This is a genomic window from Mesorhizobium sp. P2_C5_2 (assembly GCF_056404535.1).
Genome location: NZ_JBFUDV010000001.1, coordinates 615,664 through 634,588, shown reverse-complemented (window position 1 = coordinate 634,588; position 18,925 = coordinate 615,664). Strand labels below are relative to the sequence as shown.

Annotated in this window: 11 protein-coding genes, 1 tRNA gene and 1 pseudogene; 5 read left to right on the top strand and 8 right to left on the bottom strand. The window is 63.3% G+C overall.

The genetic code is table 11. The annotated features are described in order from the left end of the window. Positions 1 to 19: 19 nt before the first annotated feature. Both AC1D1B_RS02895 and AC1D1B_RS02890 read right to left on the bottom strand, forming a co-directional pair. Positions 20 to 1,738 carry an adenylate/guanylate cyclase domain-containing protein gene (locus AC1D1B_RS02895; RefSeq protein ID WP_477329206.1) on the bottom strand — a complete coding sequence of 573 codons (1,719 nt, stop codon included), beginning with the start codon at positions 1,736 to 1,738 and terminating at the stop codon, positions 20 to 22. A 591-nt stretch (positions 1,739 to 2,329) separates the two neighbouring features. Then, a tRNA-Arg gene (locus AC1D1B_RS02890) sits at positions 2,330 to 2,406 on the bottom strand. Positions 2,407 to 2,667: 261 nt separating this feature from the next. On the opposite strand from AC1D1B_RS02890, the pseudogene hsdR reads away from it, so the two are divergent. Beyond that, positions 2,668 to 3,831 (top strand): annotated as a pseudogene (gene hsdR / locus AC1D1B_RS02885) (EcoAI/FtnUII family type I restriction enzme subunit R); the annotation flags it as partial. After that, entirely contained in the window at positions 3,785 to 4,318 is a 534-nt protein-coding gene (locus AC1D1B_RS02880; RefSeq protein WP_477329204.1) for a restriction endonuclease subunit S, read from the top strand. The pseudogene hsdR and the gene AC1D1B_RS02880, both read left to right, overlap by 47 nt. A gap of 45 nt (positions 4,319 to 4,363) precedes the next feature. On the opposite strand, the gene AC1D1B_RS02875 is transcribed toward AC1D1B_RS02880, so the two are convergent. Beyond that, entirely contained in the window at positions 4,364 to 5,272 is a 909-nt protein-coding gene (locus AC1D1B_RS02875) for a DUF1003 domain-containing protein (RefSeq protein ID WP_477329202.1), read from the bottom strand. A gap of 167 nt (positions 5,273 to 5,439) precedes the next feature. Between AC1D1B_RS02875 and AC1D1B_RS02870 the strand changes: the two genes are divergently transcribed. After that, positions 5,440 to 5,994, top strand: a complete 555-nt coding sequence (locus tag AC1D1B_RS02870) for a dihydrofolate reductase family protein (protein ID WP_477329200.1) — start codon at positions 5,440 to 5,442, stop codon at positions 5,992 to 5,994. Between the two features lie 103 nt (positions 5,995 to 6,097). Here the strand turns inward: AC1D1B_RS02870 and AC1D1B_RS02865 are convergent, their stop codons facing one another. Then, positions 6,098 to 9,949: a DUF7929 domain-containing protein gene (locus AC1D1B_RS02865; protein WP_477329198.1), complete on the bottom strand. Its 3,852-nt coding sequence runs from the start codon at positions 9,947 to 9,949 to the stop codon at positions 6,098 to 6,100. Between the two features lie 10 nt (positions 9,950 to 9,959). Further along, positions 9,960 to 11,894, bottom strand: coding sequence for a hypothetical protein (locus AC1D1B_RS02860; protein WP_477329196.1), 1,935 nt, complete (start codon positions 11,892 to 11,894; stop codon positions 9,960 to 9,962). A 508-nt stretch (positions 11,895 to 12,402) separates the two neighbouring features. Between AC1D1B_RS02860 and AC1D1B_RS02855 the strand changes: the two genes are divergently transcribed. Next, on the top strand, positions 12,403 to 13,995 hold the full coding sequence (locus AC1D1B_RS02855; protein ID WP_477329194.1) for an ABC transporter substrate-binding protein: 1,593 nt from the start codon (positions 12,403 to 12,405) through the stop codon (positions 13,993 to 13,995). A 6-nt stretch (positions 13,996 to 14,001) separates the two neighbouring features. After that, positions 14,002 to 14,865 (top strand): hypothetical protein, encoded by an 864-nt coding sequence (locus AC1D1B_RS02850; protein ID WP_477329192.1) that lies wholly within the window; start codon positions 14,002 to 14,004, stop codon positions 14,863 to 14,865. A 5-nt stretch (positions 14,866 to 14,870) separates the two neighbouring features. On the opposite strand, the gene AC1D1B_RS02845 is transcribed toward AC1D1B_RS02850, so the two are convergent. The 3 genes from AC1D1B_RS02845 to AC1D1B_RS02835 all read right to left on the bottom strand — a co-directional run bounded on the left by AC1D1B_RS02845 (position 14,871) and on the right by AC1D1B_RS02835 (position 18,877). Then, entirely contained in the window at positions 14,871 to 15,806 is a 936-nt protein-coding gene (locus tag AC1D1B_RS02845; RefSeq protein WP_477329190.1) for an alpha/beta hydrolase, read from the bottom strand. A 217-nt stretch (positions 15,807 to 16,023) separates the two neighbouring features. Next, complete coding sequence (locus AC1D1B_RS02840) at positions 16,024 to 16,806, bottom strand: carnitinyl-CoA dehydratase (protein WP_477329189.1); 783 nt, start codon at positions 16,804 to 16,806, stop codon at positions 16,024 to 16,026. Next, positions 16,799 to 18,877, bottom strand: coding sequence for an acetate--CoA ligase family protein (locus AC1D1B_RS02835; RefSeq protein ID WP_477329187.1), 2,079 nt, complete (start codon positions 18,875 to 18,877; stop codon positions 16,799 to 16,801). The genes AC1D1B_RS02840 and AC1D1B_RS02835 overlap by 8 nt, the downstream gene beginning before the upstream one ends. Positions 18,878 to 18,925: the final 48 nt, after the last annotated feature.

Here is an 18,925-nt window from a genome sequence, read left to right as displayed (position 1 = left end):
GGGAGCTCCCCACGACCGGTTACTTTAGTCCCGCCATGCGCATGCCATGCGTTATGTGTTCAAGATCGGCGGGGTCTCGCCACCATTCAGACCGTTCGAAGTCCGCTATGGCAAAATCAGGCTTGAGGCGCAGCACATCTGCGGCCGACTGTTTCGCCTGATCGATCTTGCCCAGACGAGCCTGACAAGAAGCAATGTAGCAGGGTAGCCACCAGTGCCAGAGGTGGTCGATATGCTGAAACGCTTCGAGGGCCTCGGCGTGGCGCCTCAACTGCAGAAAGGCCACTCCGCGGCACCCCCAGTACCAAGCTGGCGGAAAGGGATCGCAGCGAAGATCTGCCTCCAGGCTGCGCAGCGCTTCCTCTCCGCGTCCCGTAAAGGCCAGCCACAGCCCTCTGAACGTCGAGGCATACACGTCGTTCGGATTGAGCGCGACCGCTCGGTCGAGGTGTATCCCTCCCAGCTCATACTGCCTCATCTTAGAATAGATGAGGCCGAGTTGCCGGTGACCGTTAGAATCCAACGGATCGAGCCGTACCGCCGTTTGTGCGGCACGAAGGCCTTCCTCCAGATCCTCGCGCCGCCCGTGGTCCGAATGGAGGACATAGGCGACACCCGCCAGCCACGCATGGGCTTGGGCGTGTGCCGGGTCGAGCTCGATTGCGCGGCGCAGGAACTGAGCCGCGGCTTCCGAATCGAACCGTATCGAACGCTCCCGCCCTTGCAGAAAGTGATCGTGGGCCGCCCAAAGCTGCGGTGGCTTGCGGCCTGACTGCTCGGCACGGGTGGAGGCGACTCTCCCGACCAGGGTGCCGACGATCATGGATACGACTTCGTCCTGCACCGCAAAGATATCTTCGACATTGCGGTCATAGCGCTCGGCCCAGCGATGCTTTCCGCTGGACACGTCGATCAACTGGGCTGTGACCCGCACGCGATTGCCCACCCTGCGCGCACTGCCCTCGACGATGAAATCCGCGCCGAGCCTATGGCCAACTTCCTTGGCGTCGAGCGCCTTGCCTCGGAGCGCAAAGGAAGAATTCCGTGCGATCACCATGATCTCCCTGAATCGGCTCAGCTCGGTGATGATGTCCTCCGTGATCCCGTCTGAGAAATAGTCCTGCGCAGGATCGCCGCTGATGTTGTCGAAGGGCAACACGGCAATTGACGGTTTGTCCGACGTGACCGCTGGCTTGCTCGGCGCGACAACAGCGGGACGGACCAGGTAGGCGCGCACAGGCGCTTCGATGTTCTTGAGCTGACGGTCACCCAGGGGCTCGAATGTGCCATCCACCTTTTTGGCCACCTGTTCGTACACGTTTTGCGACATGCAGATGCTGCCGGGCTCGGCCAGGGACTCGAGTCGCGCGGCAATGTTGACGCCCTCTCCATAGACATCCGTGCCCTCGCCGATCACGTCGCCCAGATTGATGCCGATCCGGAGCATGATCCGGCGCTCATCGGCCACGTCGTCGTTGGCATCGGCCATCCTGGCCTGCAGTTCGAGTGCACTGCCGACGGCATCAACTGCGCTGCCGAACTCGACCAGGGCACCGTCGCCCATGAATTTGACGATGCGTCCGCCATGAGATCGCACGATGGGCTCGAGCACGTTCCTGCGGCGGTCCTTCAGCGCCGCGAGCGTGCCGGCCTCGTCCGCCTCCATCAGGCGCGCATAGCCTACGACGTCGGCGACCATGATCGCCGCGAGCCGGCGACGGATGCGTTCTTCGGCCATTGCGACCTTGTGGGCGACCGGCCTCCAGTGAGACAGAATGACCTCACTAAGCGCGCTTTCTTGGTGGTCGACGGCATTCATTATGTGCCTGTGAAGAACGAAATGCGAGCCCTATGGCGCGACTGAAGGTCCGACAAGGGTCGCATCGAGCCGTTCTGGTATTGTTAGGCAAGAGTCCCGTGTACGGCTTGGCGCCAAGTCCAATCTCAGCGAAGCAACGATCCACGATTTTGAGATCGGCCGCAGAATTCCGAATCCGGGCACACTCACCCGCATACGACAAGCGCTGGAGGGAGCTGGTGTTGTCCTTACATCTGGAGGCCCGTCGCTGGACCAATCTCTCTGAAGGTGAATCGGCTCCAATGAGATGTAGCGCCCCTGCGGCTTTGGCCAGCACGGAGTGTATCATTTTAGCACAATCCCTAATTAGTAGACTCGCACGATGCAGCGGCAGTTAATCACGCCCGTCACACGAGAAAGCATGGACTGGTGTCAACGGAAACCGAGATCTGCCGCTTACGCGGAGTTCGCCCCGAGGAGTTGCAGTCCGGCTAAACCACCCTTCAAGCCATTGTAATCAAAGGATAAATCTGGCGCACCCGACAGGATTCGAACCTGTGACCTCTGCCTTCGGAGGGCAGCGCTCTATCCAGCTGAGCTACGGGTGCTTTCAGGATCGGTATTCCTAAAAACGAACCAGCCGGCGAACCGGCAAGTCACGGCTTCTTAGCGGAAGCCGGCGCGGGCTTCAACGGGCAAGTGCAGGTTGCGCGAAATCGGAAGATCGGGTCTTAGGGGGTCGATCCCAGTCGCTCGTGGATCTGGTCCAGAAAGTGAGTTCAAGCGACTCAATAGTATCAGTGGGTTGAACTGCACTATTGATCAGTGTGAGCTTACCCCATAGAGCGTGTGTGGGGGAATGCCAACCAATGGACAAACGAAGCCTCACCGAACGCGACATCTGCACCAAGTTCATCTTGCCCGCCGTCAAGAGCGCCGGATGGGACGAGATGCTTCAGGTCCGCGAGGAAGTCTATTTCACCAAAGGCCGGATCATCGTACGCGGGAAGCTGGTCACGCGTGGCAAGGCGAAGAAGGCCGATTTCGTACTCTACTACAAACCGAATATCCCGATCGCTCTGATAGAGGCGAAGGACAATAATCACAGCGTCGGCGATGGCATCCAGCAGGGCCTCGACTATGCCGCGACGCTAGACATCCCTTTCGTGTTCTCCTCGAATGGCGACGGTTTTCTCTTTCACGACCGCACAGGCTTGAGCAACACCAAGGAAGCGAACCTTGGTCTCGATGCTTTTCCATCACCCGCCGATCTGTGGGCGCGGTACCGCGCTTGGAAAGGCCTCGATCCAGAAGCAGAACAGATCGTTCTTCAAGACTATTTCGACGACGGCAGCGGCAAAGCCCCGCGCTACTACCAGGTAAACGCCGTCAACGCCGCAATCGAGGCCATTGCCAAGGGTCGCGATCGCGTGCTGCTCGTCATGGCCACCGGCACGGGCAAAACCTACACGGCGTTTCAGATCATCTGGCGTCTGTGGAAGGCGGGCCGCAAGAAGCGCATACTTTTCCTCGCCGACCGGAACGTGCTGATCGACCAAACGATGGTGAACGATTTCCGGCCGTTCGGTGCGGCAATGGCAAAGCTTTCGACCAATGCGAAGACCATCGAACGGCAGGACGGCACCACGGTTGATCTGACACTGGCGCTCGACAGAAGGCGGCGGATCGACACGGCCTTCGAGATCTATCTCGGCCTCTATCAGGCCATTACCGGACCAGAAGAGCGCCAGAAACTCTATAAGGAGTTCTCGCCCGGCTTTTTCGATCTGATAGTCATCGACGAATGCCATCGTGGCAGCGCCGCCGATGATTCAGCATGGCGCGAAATCCTCACGCACTTTTCCGCCGCGACCCAGATCGGCCTAACCGCCACGCCGAAGGAAACGGAATACGTTTCCAACGCCGATTACTTCGGCGAACCGGTTTTCACCTATTCATTGCGCCAGGGCATTAGCGACGGCTTTCTTGCGCCCTACAAGGTCATCAAGGTCCACATCGATCGCGACGTGGAAGCGAATCCCCGAATCCTCCGAGGATTTGCCCGCGCTGTATCTTCGAAAATTCGACCTGCTCTACAATCGCACAAACAGTGCTGAGCTTGTTGGGAAGACAGGGATTTATCTTGGCGACGATGGCGCCAGAACATTTGCATCGTATCTAATCCGGCTTCGGCCTTCGCTTCTATCCAGCAATCCCCGGTTCTTGAACATGGCGATGAATACGCCCGAGTTTCGCGAAACACAGATACTCCCGCTCATCAAGAAGCAGACTGGGCAGGCGAACGTGAATGGCACGGCGCTTAAGAACATGCTCATTCCCCTCCCACCGCTAGTCGAACAGCACCGGATCGTTGCCAAAGTCGATGCGCTGATGGCGCTGTGCGATCGGCTGGAGGCGAGCCTCAACGTCACAGCCACCACGCGTCGCCGCCTGCTCGACGCCCTGCTCGCAGAAGCGCTGACGCCGGTAGGTGCGCGGCAAATGGAGGCTGCGGAATGAGCAGCCCAACCGAAGGCTTCATCCGCACCTTCGAAGCCCTCACCCTCACGGCCCCGCCTTCGCCACCCGCCTCCTCACCCCCGCCCGCTTCGCCTTCTTCGCACCCGTCAGCTCGTGCATCGCGTCCAGCTGCATCTGCTGCATTTCGGCCAGCCGCGTCCATTGGCGCGAGATCAGATAGTCGAGCTTTTCGTGCAGGTGGCGCACTTCCAGCTCGGCTTTCAGGTTCACCCGGTAGTCGTTGAAGGAGCGCAGGCGGTCCTTGGCCTCCGTCCGTCTCTGGCTCATCATGATGATCGGCGCCTGGATGGCGGCGATGCAGGAGAGCAGCAGGTTGAGCAGGATGAAGGGGTAGGGGTCGAAGGCGCTGCTCATGCCCGCGATCAGGTTGATGCCGATCCAGACGGCAAGCACGCTGCCGAACGAGATCAGGAACCACCAGCTGCCGCCGAAGGCCGCCATATTGTCGGAGACGCGGTCGGCGAACGACCTGTGCTCCTCGAACTCCTCTTCCGAGTTCTCCGAAATCGTGTCCTGCCGGGCGATCGATTCGACCACCTGGCGGTCGAGCTCGGAGAATTCGCCATGCTCCTGCTGCAGCAACTCCTCCATGTAGCGCATGCGGTAGCGGCCGAGCTCCTCGCGGCTGATGCGGGCGCCGCGCGGCAGGTCCGGATGGTCGGAGCGGATGCGGTCGGCCAGGCTCGGCCTGAGGTCGTCGATGCGCACCAGATCGCGCTTGCGGAATTTGCGGCCCGATATCGCCGATGGTTTCCGCTTTGGCTTCAGGCGGCCATGACTGGCGGGTTCGGAATCCGGCACATCGGGCGCTTCGAGCGCCTCATCGGCAACCAGCTCGGCTTCGTGGTCGCCAATCGTCGGCGCCTCGAAATACTCGCCGCCGCTGTCATTTTCATTGGCGGCCTGTTCGGAAGGTTTTGGGACGGTGCTCATGATGCCGGCTCCTGCTGTCGCGCCCACGATACGCCAAGCCGGCGCGGCATAGCCACTGTTGCGGCCCATTTCGCGCATGTCCGGATTTCAATTCTTCTTGCGACAAACTGCTTGCAGTTCGCAAGCGGTTATGCCTCATTCAGTGTGGACAAAAACGGAGAGGTCAGATGGCCAGGATCGTCTATTCCATGCTGACGTCGCTGGACGGCTTTATCGAGGGACCGTCGGGCGACATCGGCTTGCCGGTGCCCGAGGAAGAATTGCACCGGCATTTCAACGAAGAGATGCGGCGGACCGCGATCGCGCTCTGCGGACGCCGGATGTATGAGGCGATGCGCTTCTGGGACAGTCCGGAGCGCGAGGCCGGGGGAGAAGTCGAGCGGGATTTTGCCCTGGCTTGGCAGAAGACACCGAAGATCGTGTTTTCGACGACGCTTCGCGACGTCGGACCCAATGCCCGGCTGGTGAGTGGCGATGTCGAAACCGTTGCAAACCAGCTCAAATCGCAGACGGAGGGTGAAATCTCCGTCGGCGGCGCCGATCTTGCCGCTCACTTCGCGCAAGCGGGCTTGATCGACGAATACCGGCTCTACATGCAGCCGGTCGTGCTGGGCGGCGGCAAGCCGTACTTCCAGTCCGGCCTGTCGCTGACCTTGCAGCCGCTCGGCACGCAAAGCCTTGCCCAGGGCGTGACGCTGCTGCGCTACGCGCCCGCCAGCTGAGATTCGGCCTGGAACAGTATGAGGATCGACGATACTGCGGCCTGAAAGAAGAACCCCGCCGGATCGCTCCGGCGGGGTTCTGATTTTGGCTCGCATCCAGAACCTACGGCTTGAAGTTGGCCGCCGGATCCCTTTGCGGCTGCGTGTCCTGCTGCGGCGTGCGCTTCGGTATCAACTGCTGAAGGATACCCGGATTGAGCAACAGGCTCGGATCCAGCCCCGGCTGTTGCCGGATAGCCCTGCAATTCGGATACCGTCCAACCGTGCCTTCCGGGCAGCGCCGCTTGATGATCGGCACGCACTGGCCACCGACCATCTGCGAGCCCGGTGCGCATTCCACCTGCGGCCTCGGCTTGCGGCATGCGCCGTCGATCACCTTGGTGCCGCGCGGGCACACGCAATCGCCGTCACCGTTGTGGACCTGGCCGCGTATGTCGCACTGTTCCTGCACAGGCCTCTTCTTGCGGCAGGCATTGCCCTGCACCTCGGTACCCCGTGGGCAGACGCAATTGCCATTGGCGTCATGAACCTGACCGCGGATGGTGCATTGCTCGGGCTTCGGCCGGATCGGCCGGCAGGCTCCATTGCGCACCTCGGTGCCACGCGGGCAGACACAATCGCCGTCAGCGTCATGAACCTGACCACGGATCGAGCACTGTTCAGGCTTTGGCTGGATCGGCCGGCAGGCTCTATCGCGCACCTCGGTCCCACGCGGGCAGACGCAGTCGCCGTCAGCATCGTGGACCTGGCCGCGGATGGTGCACTGCTCGGGCTTCTGCTTGTCTCGCACGCAGGCATTCGCCTGTCGGTCGAGATGCGTGCCGTCGGGGCAGTAGCAGCCATTGCCGTCCGACGTCGGGACCGAACCGGGGATGGTGCAGCCCGGCTTGTCGGTCTTGACGCAGGCGCCGTTCTCGAGCTCCGTTCCACGCGGACAGACACAGCGTCCATCCTCGGTGCGGATCTGGCCCTTGAGCAGCACGCACGGCCTCGGCTTTGGCTCGATGATGACGCCACCGTCCGGCGAGCACTGGCCGTTGCGGAAGGTGGTGCCTTCCGGACACACGCACCGGCCGGCATCGTTCATGACGAAGCCCGGCGAGCACTCTTTCTTCACCTCACGCTTGATGGTGAAGGGATGGCACGCATAGGCCTTGCCGCGATCGCCCTGGATGTTGGTCTGATCGCCGGACAGCACGTCGCCGCCTTGCACCCTTGTATCCGGAGACAAGACACCGACGCAGTTCCGGCCGGTGACGTTGCCCTGCAGCTTGGCCAGGCGGCCGTCGTCGGGAAGGACCACGGTGACATTGTGCACGTGGCTTTCCCCAGCGCCGAGCGTCAGGTTGGCAATACAGGACAGAGGCAGTGTCGTCGGTTCCGGCGAGCAACCGAAGGGCGGCGAGATCGAGGTGATCTCGACGCCTTCCAGCCGGCCGAGCCCGTCCACACCGATCGCATCGCCGATGCGGACCGGACCCGAGAATGGGGTCTGGCCGTCATTGGTGATGGTGATCTCGAACGAGCAGGGTTGTCCCGGCTGGCACTCGGCATCGCCGGTCTTCTTGACGCTGATCGTGGACGTGCCACCGCCCTTGGCGCAGGCCTGGCCGATCGGGTAGACGATGTCGTCTCCCGGAGCCGGGCCATATGAGCCGCGTGCGCAGTTTTCGAACGCGCCATTGGCCGAGACCGTCACGTCGAAGTGCCTGGAGGTTCCAGGCGTCATCACGGCGCCGGGAATCTGGCACGACAGCGCATTGGCCGGGACCGCTCCGCAGGCCCATTCCGCGCCGTCGGGGGTGACGGTCTGGATCTGGACCGGCGCGCCGCCCGAGATCAGCGTGGCGGCATCGTTGACCCGCACCGGACCGGTGGGGGCAGCGGTGCCAAGGCTGATGACCGTGATGCGGCAAGAAACCACCGCTGCACCGGCCAGCGAGCCGTTGCACACCTTGGTTATGCGCAAGGTTGGCTTGCCGCCATTGGGATGACGGAAGCGTTCCTTGGCGCAGGCCTTGTTGTTGGTGAGGTCGACCTCACCGGGGACAGGCTTCAGCGCCGCGCAGTTTTCCACCGAGTCCGACTGGTAGCCGGCCGGCATCACCGCCTTGACGACGATCGGCGTCGAGGCGCCCGGCATCAGCACGATGCCGGCATTGTCGCAGCGGAACTGGCCGGGGCCGTTCGGTCCGCATGTCCAGGGCGGAGACGGGCCGAAGGTCGAAGAGGCCGGCGCACCGCCTGGATAGTTGTCGATGACCGTCAGCGGCCCATTATAGGGGACGCTGCCATTGTTGATGATGTCGATCACGAAGTAGCAGATGCCGTCGGGCGTGCAGACCGGGATGCGGGCACGCTTCTTCAGGATCAGGTCGACTTTCTTGTCGACCGGCGGCCGGCAATCGCGGTCGCGGTCGCCACGCCGGCAGATCGGGATCGAGGCGCAGCCGCGATCGTTCTGCTGGCTGCCGAACAGCGGCTTGCCGCTGGCGCCATAATTGTAGGTGGCGCAGTTGCGCAGCGCGCTGCCTTGCCAGCCGCCCGCCGGCTTGAAGCCGAGCTTGAGGTTGACGGAGGCACCGGGATTGAGCGTGGTCACCGGATAGGTGCACGTCATCGGCGTCACGCCGGGCACGCAGACCCAGGGCGGATTGGGCCCTGAATCCAGCGTCGAGCCGGCCGGCAGCGTCACCTCGTCGAGCACGATCTTGCCGTGATACGGCCCGTCGCCGACATTGGTGACCCTGATGGTGAAGTCGCAGCCGCCGCCCATCGTGCAACGCGTCACATCGGCGCGTTTCTCGACCTTGAGGTCCGGCTCCTTATCCTTGGGCGGACATCTGAGGTCACGCGGGATGACGATGTCGATCGTCTGCGTGCAGCACAGGCCCCAACCCTCCTTCGGGCCGGCGTAGGTCTCGATGCCGGTGACGATGAGGTGGATAACGTCGCCAGGCGATGCGCCGACGATCTTCCAGTTGAGCACACCGCCGCCCGCCGGCACCAATTGCGTGTCGGGGATGATGGTGATGCCGGGGGTGGTCGTCGACACCTGAACCCACTTGCCGCCCATCTCCGGGCCGACAGGCATGTGGTAGATGAAGGCGCCGCCGCCGGGCACGCAATCGACGGTGCCGCGCTCCACCTTGAAGCACTCCCGGTCGGGAGGCGGAGGCCGCTTGTCACAGTTGGTGAGGTCGATTTTGATCGAGGTCTTCACCCCGGTCTTGTAGTCGCCATCGTCGGGCTTGCCCGGATCCTGCGACGGGATGATGGTCCCGGTGCCGGCTCCGTTAGTAATCTTGATCAGGCCCTGGTTGTCGATGACCGTCGGCGAGGGAAACGTCGCGTGGTCGATCTTGGCGGTGATCTGGAAGTTGATGACGCGTTCGTTGGCAGCGCCCGCGCCGTCGAGATCGGCGGCGGACAGCCGGAAGTCGGACACAATTGCCGTATCGTTCGGATCGGCCGAAGTGCTGATCGAAACGCCGGGCAACGGGCCGCCCGCAGCGTCCGTGCCGTCGCCCGACACATGCGCGCTGACGATCGACAGGCCGTGCGGAAGCTGGTCCTTGAACTCGATCTTGAGCTTCTTCAACAGGGCAATCATGCCCGGGTCGGCAAAGCTTTGCGCATCGCCGCGCAGGCCGAAGCTCAGGGAGTAGACGACATAGTCGCAGCTCCGCTGGGTGCCTTTCTTGGTGAAGAACGGCACGACCCGTTCCGGCCTCGGATTGATGATTTTCGAATTATCGAGGTCGAGCCGCAGTTCCGGCGTGATCGGGACGGCGTCTTCCGCGTGGCTTGCCACAGGGGTGTACATGGCGACCGCGATACCGGCCGCCATCAGCCAGCGCGCGCCGCGCCTGGCGTATGACAGGGGTCTCATGATGGTCTCCATGACGGTTTTCTGGTTGCGCGTTGCGGTCGGGGAGAGTGCTGAAGTGTTCATCTTCCCCTCCTCAACGTTCGCAGCTGACGGCTGGGGTTCTGAGCGGCAAAGTCATCTTGCAGCAAGGGTAGTAGCCACCCTTGTCCTTGTCGGATTGCCTGTAGAAGCAAAGCCCGACATCGACTCTGTCGCCCGGAGAATGGCCGGTGATGTCGACCGTGTAAGGCTTGCCGGGCGCATGCGACTGGGGTGACGTCACCCCGACGCCTGGCGTCCTGGACTGAGCCTTGATCGAATCGCCGCCGAAGCCGGCATGGTCATGGAGATAGAGGTCGGCCTGGAGGCCGCGAGGCGTGCAGTAGAACTGAACATCCTCGACATCGATGCACGGAGGCAGGTCGCCGGGCGGTGGGAAGTCCGGCGGATAGAAGGGCGGCAGATAACCGCCGGGGATCTCTTCATAGTAACCGGCACGGCCTTCGCAGGGGTGCCAGACCTCGACGTCGCCGACATGGCCTTCTACTTCGGGATCTTCGAAATAGCCGTCGAAATCGACGAACCACGAGCCGAAGGGCGGCACGTTGGCCGGCTTGACCATTGGTGTCGGCGTGATCTGCACGCCGTGCACGGCAAGCGGTCCGCCGGCGGCGAGCTGGTCGGCAAGTGTCGGGTTGTCGCGCAGCTTGTCGCCGGTGTTGACCAGCGTGTCGGTGCACACACCCGTGTCGAGATTGCCGTCGGCGTCATAGCCATATTGCAGGTCCAGCCCGCCGGCCGACTGCCGGTTGCCTTGCGGGAAGCCGACCGCATATTCCTGCGGCTCTTCCACCCACTCTGATTCCGTCGCCGGATCGTCGGGGTTTTCGCGCCAGTAGCGGATCACCTCGCCTTTTCCGGAATCGGCGAACTGGCTGTAATCGTAGCGATTTTCCACCGGGCCACGCTGCGCCAGGTACATGAAGCCCTGGTTGTCGAAGGCGATGTCGGTGACGGCGTAGTCCTTGTCGGCCTTGACCGTCAGCTCCCAGCGCGGATCGCCGGCAAAGCTGCCGTCGCGGGCAATGCCCACCGACCAGATCTCGGCCTTTTCGCCGACCGAATAGTAAACCCGACCGCCATGATAGGCGACCGCCCAGACGCGGCGCTCGTCCTGCGTGTAGCCCCAGGTGTCGGGGTCTTCCGAATCGAAGGCCGCGCCCTGTATGTCCATCACCGCGCCGTCGTCGGCAACGGGCGCCAGCCCATGCGCCGGCCGCCCGGCAACGCCATGGTCGAACGTATCGATCAGCGTGCCGTTGGCGTCGATGCGGTGGATGAGGCCTGTGTCGAGGTCGCTGGCGAAGAACTCGCGGTGATTGCTGTCGAACGTGACGTCGCCGACGCCGGGACCGCTGTTGGTGTCGATGTCGGCGAATTTGGAGACGGCGCCGGTGATGCCGTCGATCTTCCAGATCGTGCCGGGACCGCCACCGTTTTCGGTGCCGAACTGGCCGTCCATGAAGGCGGCGCCCGCCGTACCGCGGCGTTGCCGCTCGGGGCGGCCATCGGCGTCTTCGTCGGGGGTGACGATGCGGATGCCGTGCAGCGAGGTGGCGCCGGCATAGAGGTTGGGGATGCCGGATGGGACGCCATCACGCACGCCGTCATCATAGGTGATGGCGAACACCTGGCCGATCTGTTCGGCCGTCACCTCGAAAGGCGGGGGCGTGTAGACGAGCTGGCCGGAGGCCGGTCCGCCCAGCGCCGAAACGTCGAAAACGCGCAAGGTGGCGCGCGTCGTGTCGATGAAGGTTTCGTCGACCGGGTCGACGCCGGGCGGCAGCCCTTCGTCGAAATTGGGAATGACAGTGCCGGAAAATCCGGTCACGGCCATCGAGCCGGGATAGATGATCTGGGTTTCCTGCGCCCGGGCAGCTGTGCCCAACCAGAGCGTGGCGCTCAGCGCCAAGGCAAGCAAACCGCCGGCCAGTTGGAGCGAACGGCGAAAACCGCTTGGAGATGGCATGGACGTGCCGCGATCGCAGGACATAAAACTCCCCCCGAAGTTTTCGGGAGGAACATCCGGTCCCGCCGCGCGAGTCAGGGCAAGGCGCGGCGTTCCGGCACGTTCATCCCTGATCGAATTGTCTGCTTTCCTCATCCTCACGATACGCCTGCTCCTACGCAGGGTCAACGGAATCAGCCGAAAGCCCAGCGCATCGACTCCATCCCGAAGGCGGTGGTCGCGCTGAGCTTGCGTTGGTCCCGGAGACCGTGGAGCCTCTAGGGTCCTGGTCATTGGGGGCATCCTTTCCGGCCCCGCACCATGCGGCGCCTAGTCGTCAGTCGCAGGCTGGAGCGGAAAGGTTCATGCAAAACGGAGGCTGGGTCTGTTTGCCATTTCACAGAAGTGGCGACTCGTTCTTTGTGTCAGGCAACGCAGGCTGGAAAACAGCTTGGTGCGAAAGGCCGGCCGGCTTACTTACCGTCAGTGCCGCCTTCTGCTAGCGTCTTCCCAACCCTGGGGGGGTACCATGACAAGCAGGCACTTCATTCTGTTGCTGGCCGCGCTTTTTCTATGTGCGTTGCCGGTTCATCAGTCCGTAGCCAAGACCTTGGTCTACTGCACCGAGGTCAGTCCGGACACGTTCGATCCAGCGCTCGCCTCTGGCGCCCGCGACGCCTCGGCCACCGCGCTCTACAACCGCATCGTCGAGTTCGAGCCCGGCACCACCAAGGTGCGCCCCGGCCTTGCCGAAAGCTGGGAGATTTCCGACGACGGCCTCACCTACACATTCCACCTGCGGCATGGCGTGAAATTTCACAGCGTCGATGGCTTTACGCCTAGCCGCGACTTCAACGCCGACGATGTGCTGTTCACCTTCGACCGGCAGGGCAATGCGCAGAACCCGTTCAACAATTATGCCAAACGCCAGTACATCTACTTCGACGGCATTGGCATGCCGGGTCTCGTCGCCGGCTGGCACAAGCTTGACGACTACACCGTCGTGTTGACGCTGAAGGCGCCGCATTCGCCGATGCTTGCCGACCTGGCGTTGGATTTTGCTTCGGTCGTCTCCAAGGAATATGCCGACAAGCTCGTCGCCGAGAAACGGCTGCTCGATCTGGCGCTGAAGCCGGTCGGGACGGGTCCGTTCCAGCTTGTCGACTATCAGCAGGATGCGGTCATCCGCTACAAGGCCAATCCGGACTACTGGCGCGGCAAACCGAAGATCGACGATCTCGTCTTTGCCATTACCGCCGATGCCAGCATTCGCATGGAAAGACTGCGCGCCGGCGAGTGCGATCTCATGCCCTATCCAAATCCGGCCGACCTCGGGACTATCGAGGCGACGCCCGGCATCAAAATCATGCGGCAGCAGGGCCTCAACACCGGATACCTCGCCTTCAACACGTTGCAGAAGCCCTTCGACGATCCAAGGGTGCGAAAGGCGATCGCCATGGCCATCGACACCCAGGCGCTGGTCGATGTCGTGTTCCGCGGCACCGGGGAAGTCGCACGCAATCCGCTGCCGCCGACCTCCTGGGCGTATGACAAGACAAGTCCCGATCACGTCTTCGACCCCGCTGCCGCGAGGCAGGCGCTCGCCGGTGCCGGCGTCAAGGACCTGCACATGAAGATCTGGGCCATGCCGGTGCAGCGTCCGTACAACCCGAATGCGCAGCGCATGGCTGAGATGATCCAGTCGGACCTGGCAAAGATCGGTGTCAGCGTCGACATCGTCACCTATGAGTGGACGGAATACCTTGCCCGCTCAAAGGCACGAGACCGCGACGGTGCCATGCTGTTCGGCTTCACCGGCGACAATGGCGACCCCGACAATTTCCTGTCGGTGCCGCTCGGCTGCGCCGGCGTCGGCACCACCAATCGCGCCAACTGGTGTTTCCCGGCCTTCGACGATCTGCTCAAGCAGGCGGCCGGGATCGTCGATCCCGCTGCCCGTGCGAAACTCTATGCCCAGGCGCAAACGATCTTCAGGGAGCAGATGCCGTGGATCGTCATCGCCCACTCCGTGGTCTCGATACCGATGCGCGAACGGGTGACCGGCTATGTCATGGACCCGTTTGATCACCATGATTTCTCGGGCGTCGACATCAAGGAATAGCGGCTCGTGGCGGCAGCGGATCTCGATGTCTATGTGGAGAGCCTGCGCAATTTCCGCCTAGTGCGGGGCTACTCCATAGCGCAGTTGCTGCCCTACCTGGAACAGGCCGGATTGAAAGTCCGCCTGCTCGACCGGCCGGCCCGCCAGAATAGGGCGCCGGCGGCCCTGCTGCACATCGACCTGACCGTGGTCCCGCCACCCTACCGCGACATCGGCCAAGGCTACGAGCGCACGATCAATGGCCATGCGCTGTCCATCCACAGGTACCTTTATTCGACGCTGAAGCTGGAGGCCGGCGACAGCCACAATGGGCCGGTTATCGTCAAGACCGTCCTCAACTCCAGGGGCCGGCCAGAGCAGCGCTGGTGGCAGCATCGCAACGGCCTGACCCGGAGCGCTCATGCCATCCGCAAGCTCTTCGAACCCGGCTACAAGGACCGCCTGTGCCCACCTTATCAAGTCTACCAGACGATCGCGGAGGTTCCGCCGGATGTATGGCGCAACGATCGCCTGATGGTCGAGAAATTCGCTTTCGATACGCTCGACCTGCCCATCGTCAAGCATCGCTACATGTTCCTGCTCGGCGCCGAGGTCAACATGCGGCAGGTCTATGACGACGTCCTGTGCGCCGGCTCAAAAATACTGAGCAACGAGGTGGGCGGCGCCGTCCCGCCGGAGGTGCTGGCGGTGCGGCAAAGGCTCAATCTGGATTTCGGCGCCATCGACTATTTCATCGTCGACGGCAAAGGCATTGTCGTCGACGCCAACAAGACCGTCGGCTCAAATCCGGAATGGCTGAAGAAGAACCGCTTTCGCCAGGAGTTCAACGATCGCATGGCCGAGGCGCTGATCGCCTTTGTTCGCGGCTGAGCCGTTCACCAGATCCAGTCGCCCTTGCCAAGCACCGAGACCGCCTCGATGATGCGGCTGAAGGAGGCACGGGCACGGCCGACTGTGTGCCTGGCCCGGAGATAGCCGTGCACCAGTCCTGGCTCTTCGAACCATGTCGCATGCCCGCCTGCGGCACGGATGCGGTCGCGATAGGCCTCGCCGTCGGATGACAGCGGGTCACACTCGGCGGTGATCAGCACTGTCGGCGGCAGGTCGGTGAAATCGGCGTCGGCCAGCGGCGACAAACTGACGTCGCCGGTTCGATCAACACCGCCGGTACGGATATCTTTGTAGAACTCTATATCGCGCACGGTCAGCATCGGCGCCTCGGCATGCGTCACATAGGAGCCCTTCGACCGGTCGCCGAAAAGCCCGGCATAGATCAGCACCTGACCGATCGGCTTTTTGGCGTGACCGCGCGTCGCGTGGGCGACGGCGGCGCACAGATTGCCGCCGGCGCTGTCGCCGCAAAGCACAACGGGACGGTCGTACGTCGAGGTTGCCCATTCGAAGGCATGCAGCGCATCCTCGAAGGCGGCCGGGTGCAGATGCTCCGGCGCCAGGCGGTAGTCGACCGAGACCACCTCGTAGCCAGTGCGGGTGCACAAATCGGCGCAGACATCGTCGTGGCTGTCGAGCCCACCGAGGATGAAGCCGCCGCCGTGGACGTAGAGCACCATCGCCGCCTTGTTCGGGGTAGCGCTGCGATAGATGCGGATCGGAATGTCATGCGCCGCAATGACGTTTGTTTCCGCGGTCACGCCGTCGGGATAGCCGGCAAAGAACTCGCGGCACATCCGGTCATAGATCGCGCGCTGCTGGGCAATGGTGTAGTCGATCGTGTCGGGCGGATAATAGGAATTCGTCCGCTCGATGAAGGCCCAGGTCTCGGCGTCGATGAGGGTTTTGTAGTCGGTCATGCTGGCCGCGCCAGATGCAAAGGCCGAGCCCAGCCACCCCCCTCTGGCCTGCCGGCCATCTCCCCCGCAAGGAGGGAGATTGGCAGCATCGGTCGCGGCGCTTTTCTTGCAACGCAGGTGATTGGCGAAAGCGGAAGTGACATCTGATCTCCCCCCTTGCGGGGGAGATGCCCGGCAGGGCAGAGGGGGGTGTGAAGGAACGCCATCGTCTGCGAGGCTACCTGCCCTTCCACACCGGATCGCGCTTCTCCGCAAACGCGCGAAACCCTTCCATATTGTCTTCCGAGCCATAAAGCGCATCGACGGTCGCCAGTTGGCGGCGGGTCACGCGGTTCATCGCATCCTGGAAGGTCAGCGCCTCGGCCACGCGGGCCGTCTCCTTGATCGCGGCAAACACCAGCGGCGGGCCGCTGGCCAGCAGCCTTGCGATCTCCCAGACGCGGTCCTCGAGCTTTTCCTTGGGCAGCACTTCGTTGACCAGACCCCAGCGATGCGCCTCGGCGACATCCATCCAGCGGCCGGTGAGCAAAAGGTCCATGGCGACATGATAGGGAATGCGCTTCGGCAGCTTGATCGTCGCGGCATCAGCCAGCGTGCCGGCGCGGATCTCGGGCAGCGCGAAGGAGGAGTGGTCGGAGGCGAAAATGAGGTCGCAGGACAGCGCCAGCTCGAAGCCGCCGCCCACCGCCATGCCGTTGACGCAGGCGATGACCGGCTTGTTCATGTCGCGCAGCTCTTGCAGGCCGGCAAAACCGCCAACGCCATAGTCGCCATCGACCGCATCGCCACCGGCAGCGGCCTTCAGATCCCAGCCAGCGCAGAAGAACTTGTCGCCGGCGGTCTTGACGATGGCGACCCGCAGCTCCGGATCGTCGCGGAACGCCTTGAAGGTCTCGCCCATCAGCCGCGAGGTCTTGAGGTCGATGGCGTTGGCCTTCGGCCGGTCGAGCGTGACCTCGAGGATGGTGCCCTCGCGGCGGGTCGAAATGACGTCAGACATTCTTCTTGTCTCCCAGCACCAGCAGCGCGTCGGCGATCCAGGCGCCCTTGCCCTCGGCGCAGACGATCAGCGGGTTGATGTCGAGTTCCTCGATGTCGCCGGCGTTCTTCTGGACGAAGTCGGCAATGCCGGCGATGGCCTCGATGGCAGCAGCGACATCGGACTTGGGCCGGCCGCGGTAGCCTTCGAGCAGCGGGAACAGTTTCAGGCGCCGCAACGCCGCCTCGATATCGTCGCGCGTCGCCGGCAGCATCAGGGTGACGCTGTCGCGCAACAGCTCGACCAGCACGCCGCCGGTGCCCAGTGTCATCACGGCGCCGAACATCGGGTCGCGGGTGAAGCCGACGATCAGCTCGGCGACGCCGTCGCGCACCATGCGCTCGACATAGAGGCCGGTGCCGAGCGGCAACAGATCATGCGCCGCTGTGCTGACGGATTCGGCATCCTTGAGGCTCAGCCTGACAGCGCCGACTTCCGACTTGTGGGTGACGCCGAGTGCTTTCAGCGCGACCGGGAAGCCGAGCGCCATCGACGAAATCACCGCCTCGACCGCATTGGCGGCGCGTTCGCCCTTGGGCACCGGCAAGCCGGCCTTGATCAGCCGCTCCTTGGCTTCGGCCTCGTCTGGGGTGACATGGTCGCCTCGGGCAGCACCGGCTGCCGTCGTGTCGATCGACTGCGCCTGAGGCTCAGCCCAGGCCCAGCCGATGAAGGCTGCGGCGCCTGCGGCGTCCATGGCCTCGGAGATGCCGAACAACGGCACCATGCCGCGCGCCATCAGCTCGGCGGTGTATTCCTCCGGCAGGTTCTCCGGCAGCGAGGAGACGATGGCGCCATGCGCCTTGTTGGTCTTCAGCGCCGATTCGAAGGCGCGCAGCGTCGCCCACCAGTCGGTGACCGAGCAGCGGTCCGGGCGCGGAAAATCGAGCACCAGCATGTTGAGGTCGAACCCGCCCGACACCATGGCGGTGAAGGTGGCGGTCATCGCCGGCTCGTTGTTCCAGATGAAGGTGTGGTAGTCCAACGGGTTGGCGACCGCGACCAGCGGTCCGAGCGTCGATTTGACATGGGCGCGGTGCTTGCTGGTGAGCTCCGGGAAGTTGACCCAGCGCCCCTCGGCGCTGTCGGCCATGACCGAGGCTTCGCCGCCCGAACAGCTCATCGACGACAGACGATAGCCGGGCAGCGGCCCGGTGACATGCAGCAGCTTGAGCGCTTCGATGAAGGCGGGGATGGAATCGACGCGCGCAATGCCGAGACGCCTGAGGAAGGCGCCTGATGCCGCGTCCGAGCCGGCAAGCGATGCGGTGTGCGAGACGGTCGCCTGCCGTGCCTGTTCCGAGCGGCCGACCTTCATGGCGATGATCGGTTTCTTCAATTCGCGCGCCCGCGCCGCCAAGCGCTCGAAGCCGGCTACCGAATCGAAGGCCTCGATGTGCAGACCAAGCGAGGTGACGCGCTCATCCTCGATCAGGCCGAGCGCCATTTCTGACAGGCCGGTCTGCGCCTGATTGCCGGCCGTCATCAGGAAGGCGATCGGCAGGCCGCGCTTTTGCATCGTCATGTTGATGGCGATGTTGGAGGACTGGGTGATGATGGCGACGCCCTTGGCGCCTTCGGGCAGCCTGATACCGCCATGCTGGTCGGGCCACAGCAGCGCGCCGTCGGCGTAGTTGATCAGGCCGTAGCAATTCGGGCCGATGATCGGCATCTGGCCGGCAGCCGCCACCAATTCGGCCTGCAGCCGCTCGCCGTCGTCGTCATAGGCCTCGGTCTCGAGAAAGCCTGCGGCAAAGCAGACGGCGCCGCCGGCGCCACGCTCGGTCAGCGCCTTGACCACCTCGATGGTCAGATGCCGGTTGACGCCGACAAAGGCGGCGTCGGGCGCGCCGGGAAGGTCTGCAACAGAACGATAGGCCTTGCGGCCGGCCACCTCGTCCTTGGTCGGATGCACCGGCCAGATTTCGCCGGCAAAGCCCATCTTGATCGATTGCGCGACGACGGCAGCGGCCTGCGCCCCGCCGAACACGGCAATCGACTTCGGGCGCAGGAGACGTTCGAGTTTATGCATGGCCATCTTTTCGTTTGAGCATGATCTTCTCCCCAAAACCGGACCCGG

What these genes read in the sequence shown, in the direction of transcription:
- AC1D1B_RS02895 (WP_477329206.1), bottom strand. Translation starts at nt 1,738, where the DNA reads ATGGCCGAAGAACGCATCCGTCGCCGGCTCGCGGCGATCATGGTCGCC.
- AC1D1B_RS02875 (WP_477329202.1), bottom strand. Translation starts at nt 5,272, where the DNA reads ATGAGCACCGTCCCAAAACCTTCCGAACAGGCCGCCAATGAAAATGAC.
- AC1D1B_RS02870 (WP_477329200.1), top strand. Translation starts at nt 5,440, where the DNA reads ATGGCCAGGATCGTCTATTCCATGCTGACGTCGCTGGACGGCTTTATC.
- AC1D1B_RS02865 (WP_477329198.1), bottom strand. Translation starts at nt 9,949, where the DNA reads ATGAACACTTCAGCACTCTCCCCGACCGCAACGCGCAACCAGAAAACC.
- AC1D1B_RS02860 (WP_477329196.1), bottom strand. Translation starts at nt 11,894, where the DNA reads ATGCCATCTCCAAGCGGTTTTCGCCGTTCGCTCCAACTGGCCGGCGGT.
- AC1D1B_RS02855 (WP_477329194.1), top strand. Translation starts at nt 12,403, where the DNA reads ATGACAAGCAGGCACTTCATTCTGTTGCTGGCCGCGCTTTTTCTATGT.
- AC1D1B_RS02845 (WP_477329190.1), bottom strand. Translation starts at nt 15,806, where the DNA reads ATGACCGACTACAAAACCCTCATCGACGCCGAGACCTGGGCCTTCATC.
- AC1D1B_RS02840 (WP_477329189.1), bottom strand. Translation starts at nt 16,806, where the DNA reads ATGTCTGACGTCATTTCGACCCGCCGCGAGGGCACCATCCTCGAGGTC.
- AC1D1B_RS02835 (WP_477329187.1), bottom strand. Translation starts at nt 18,877, where the DNA reads ATGCATAAACTCGAACGTCTCCTGCGCCCGAAGTCGATTGCCGTGTTC.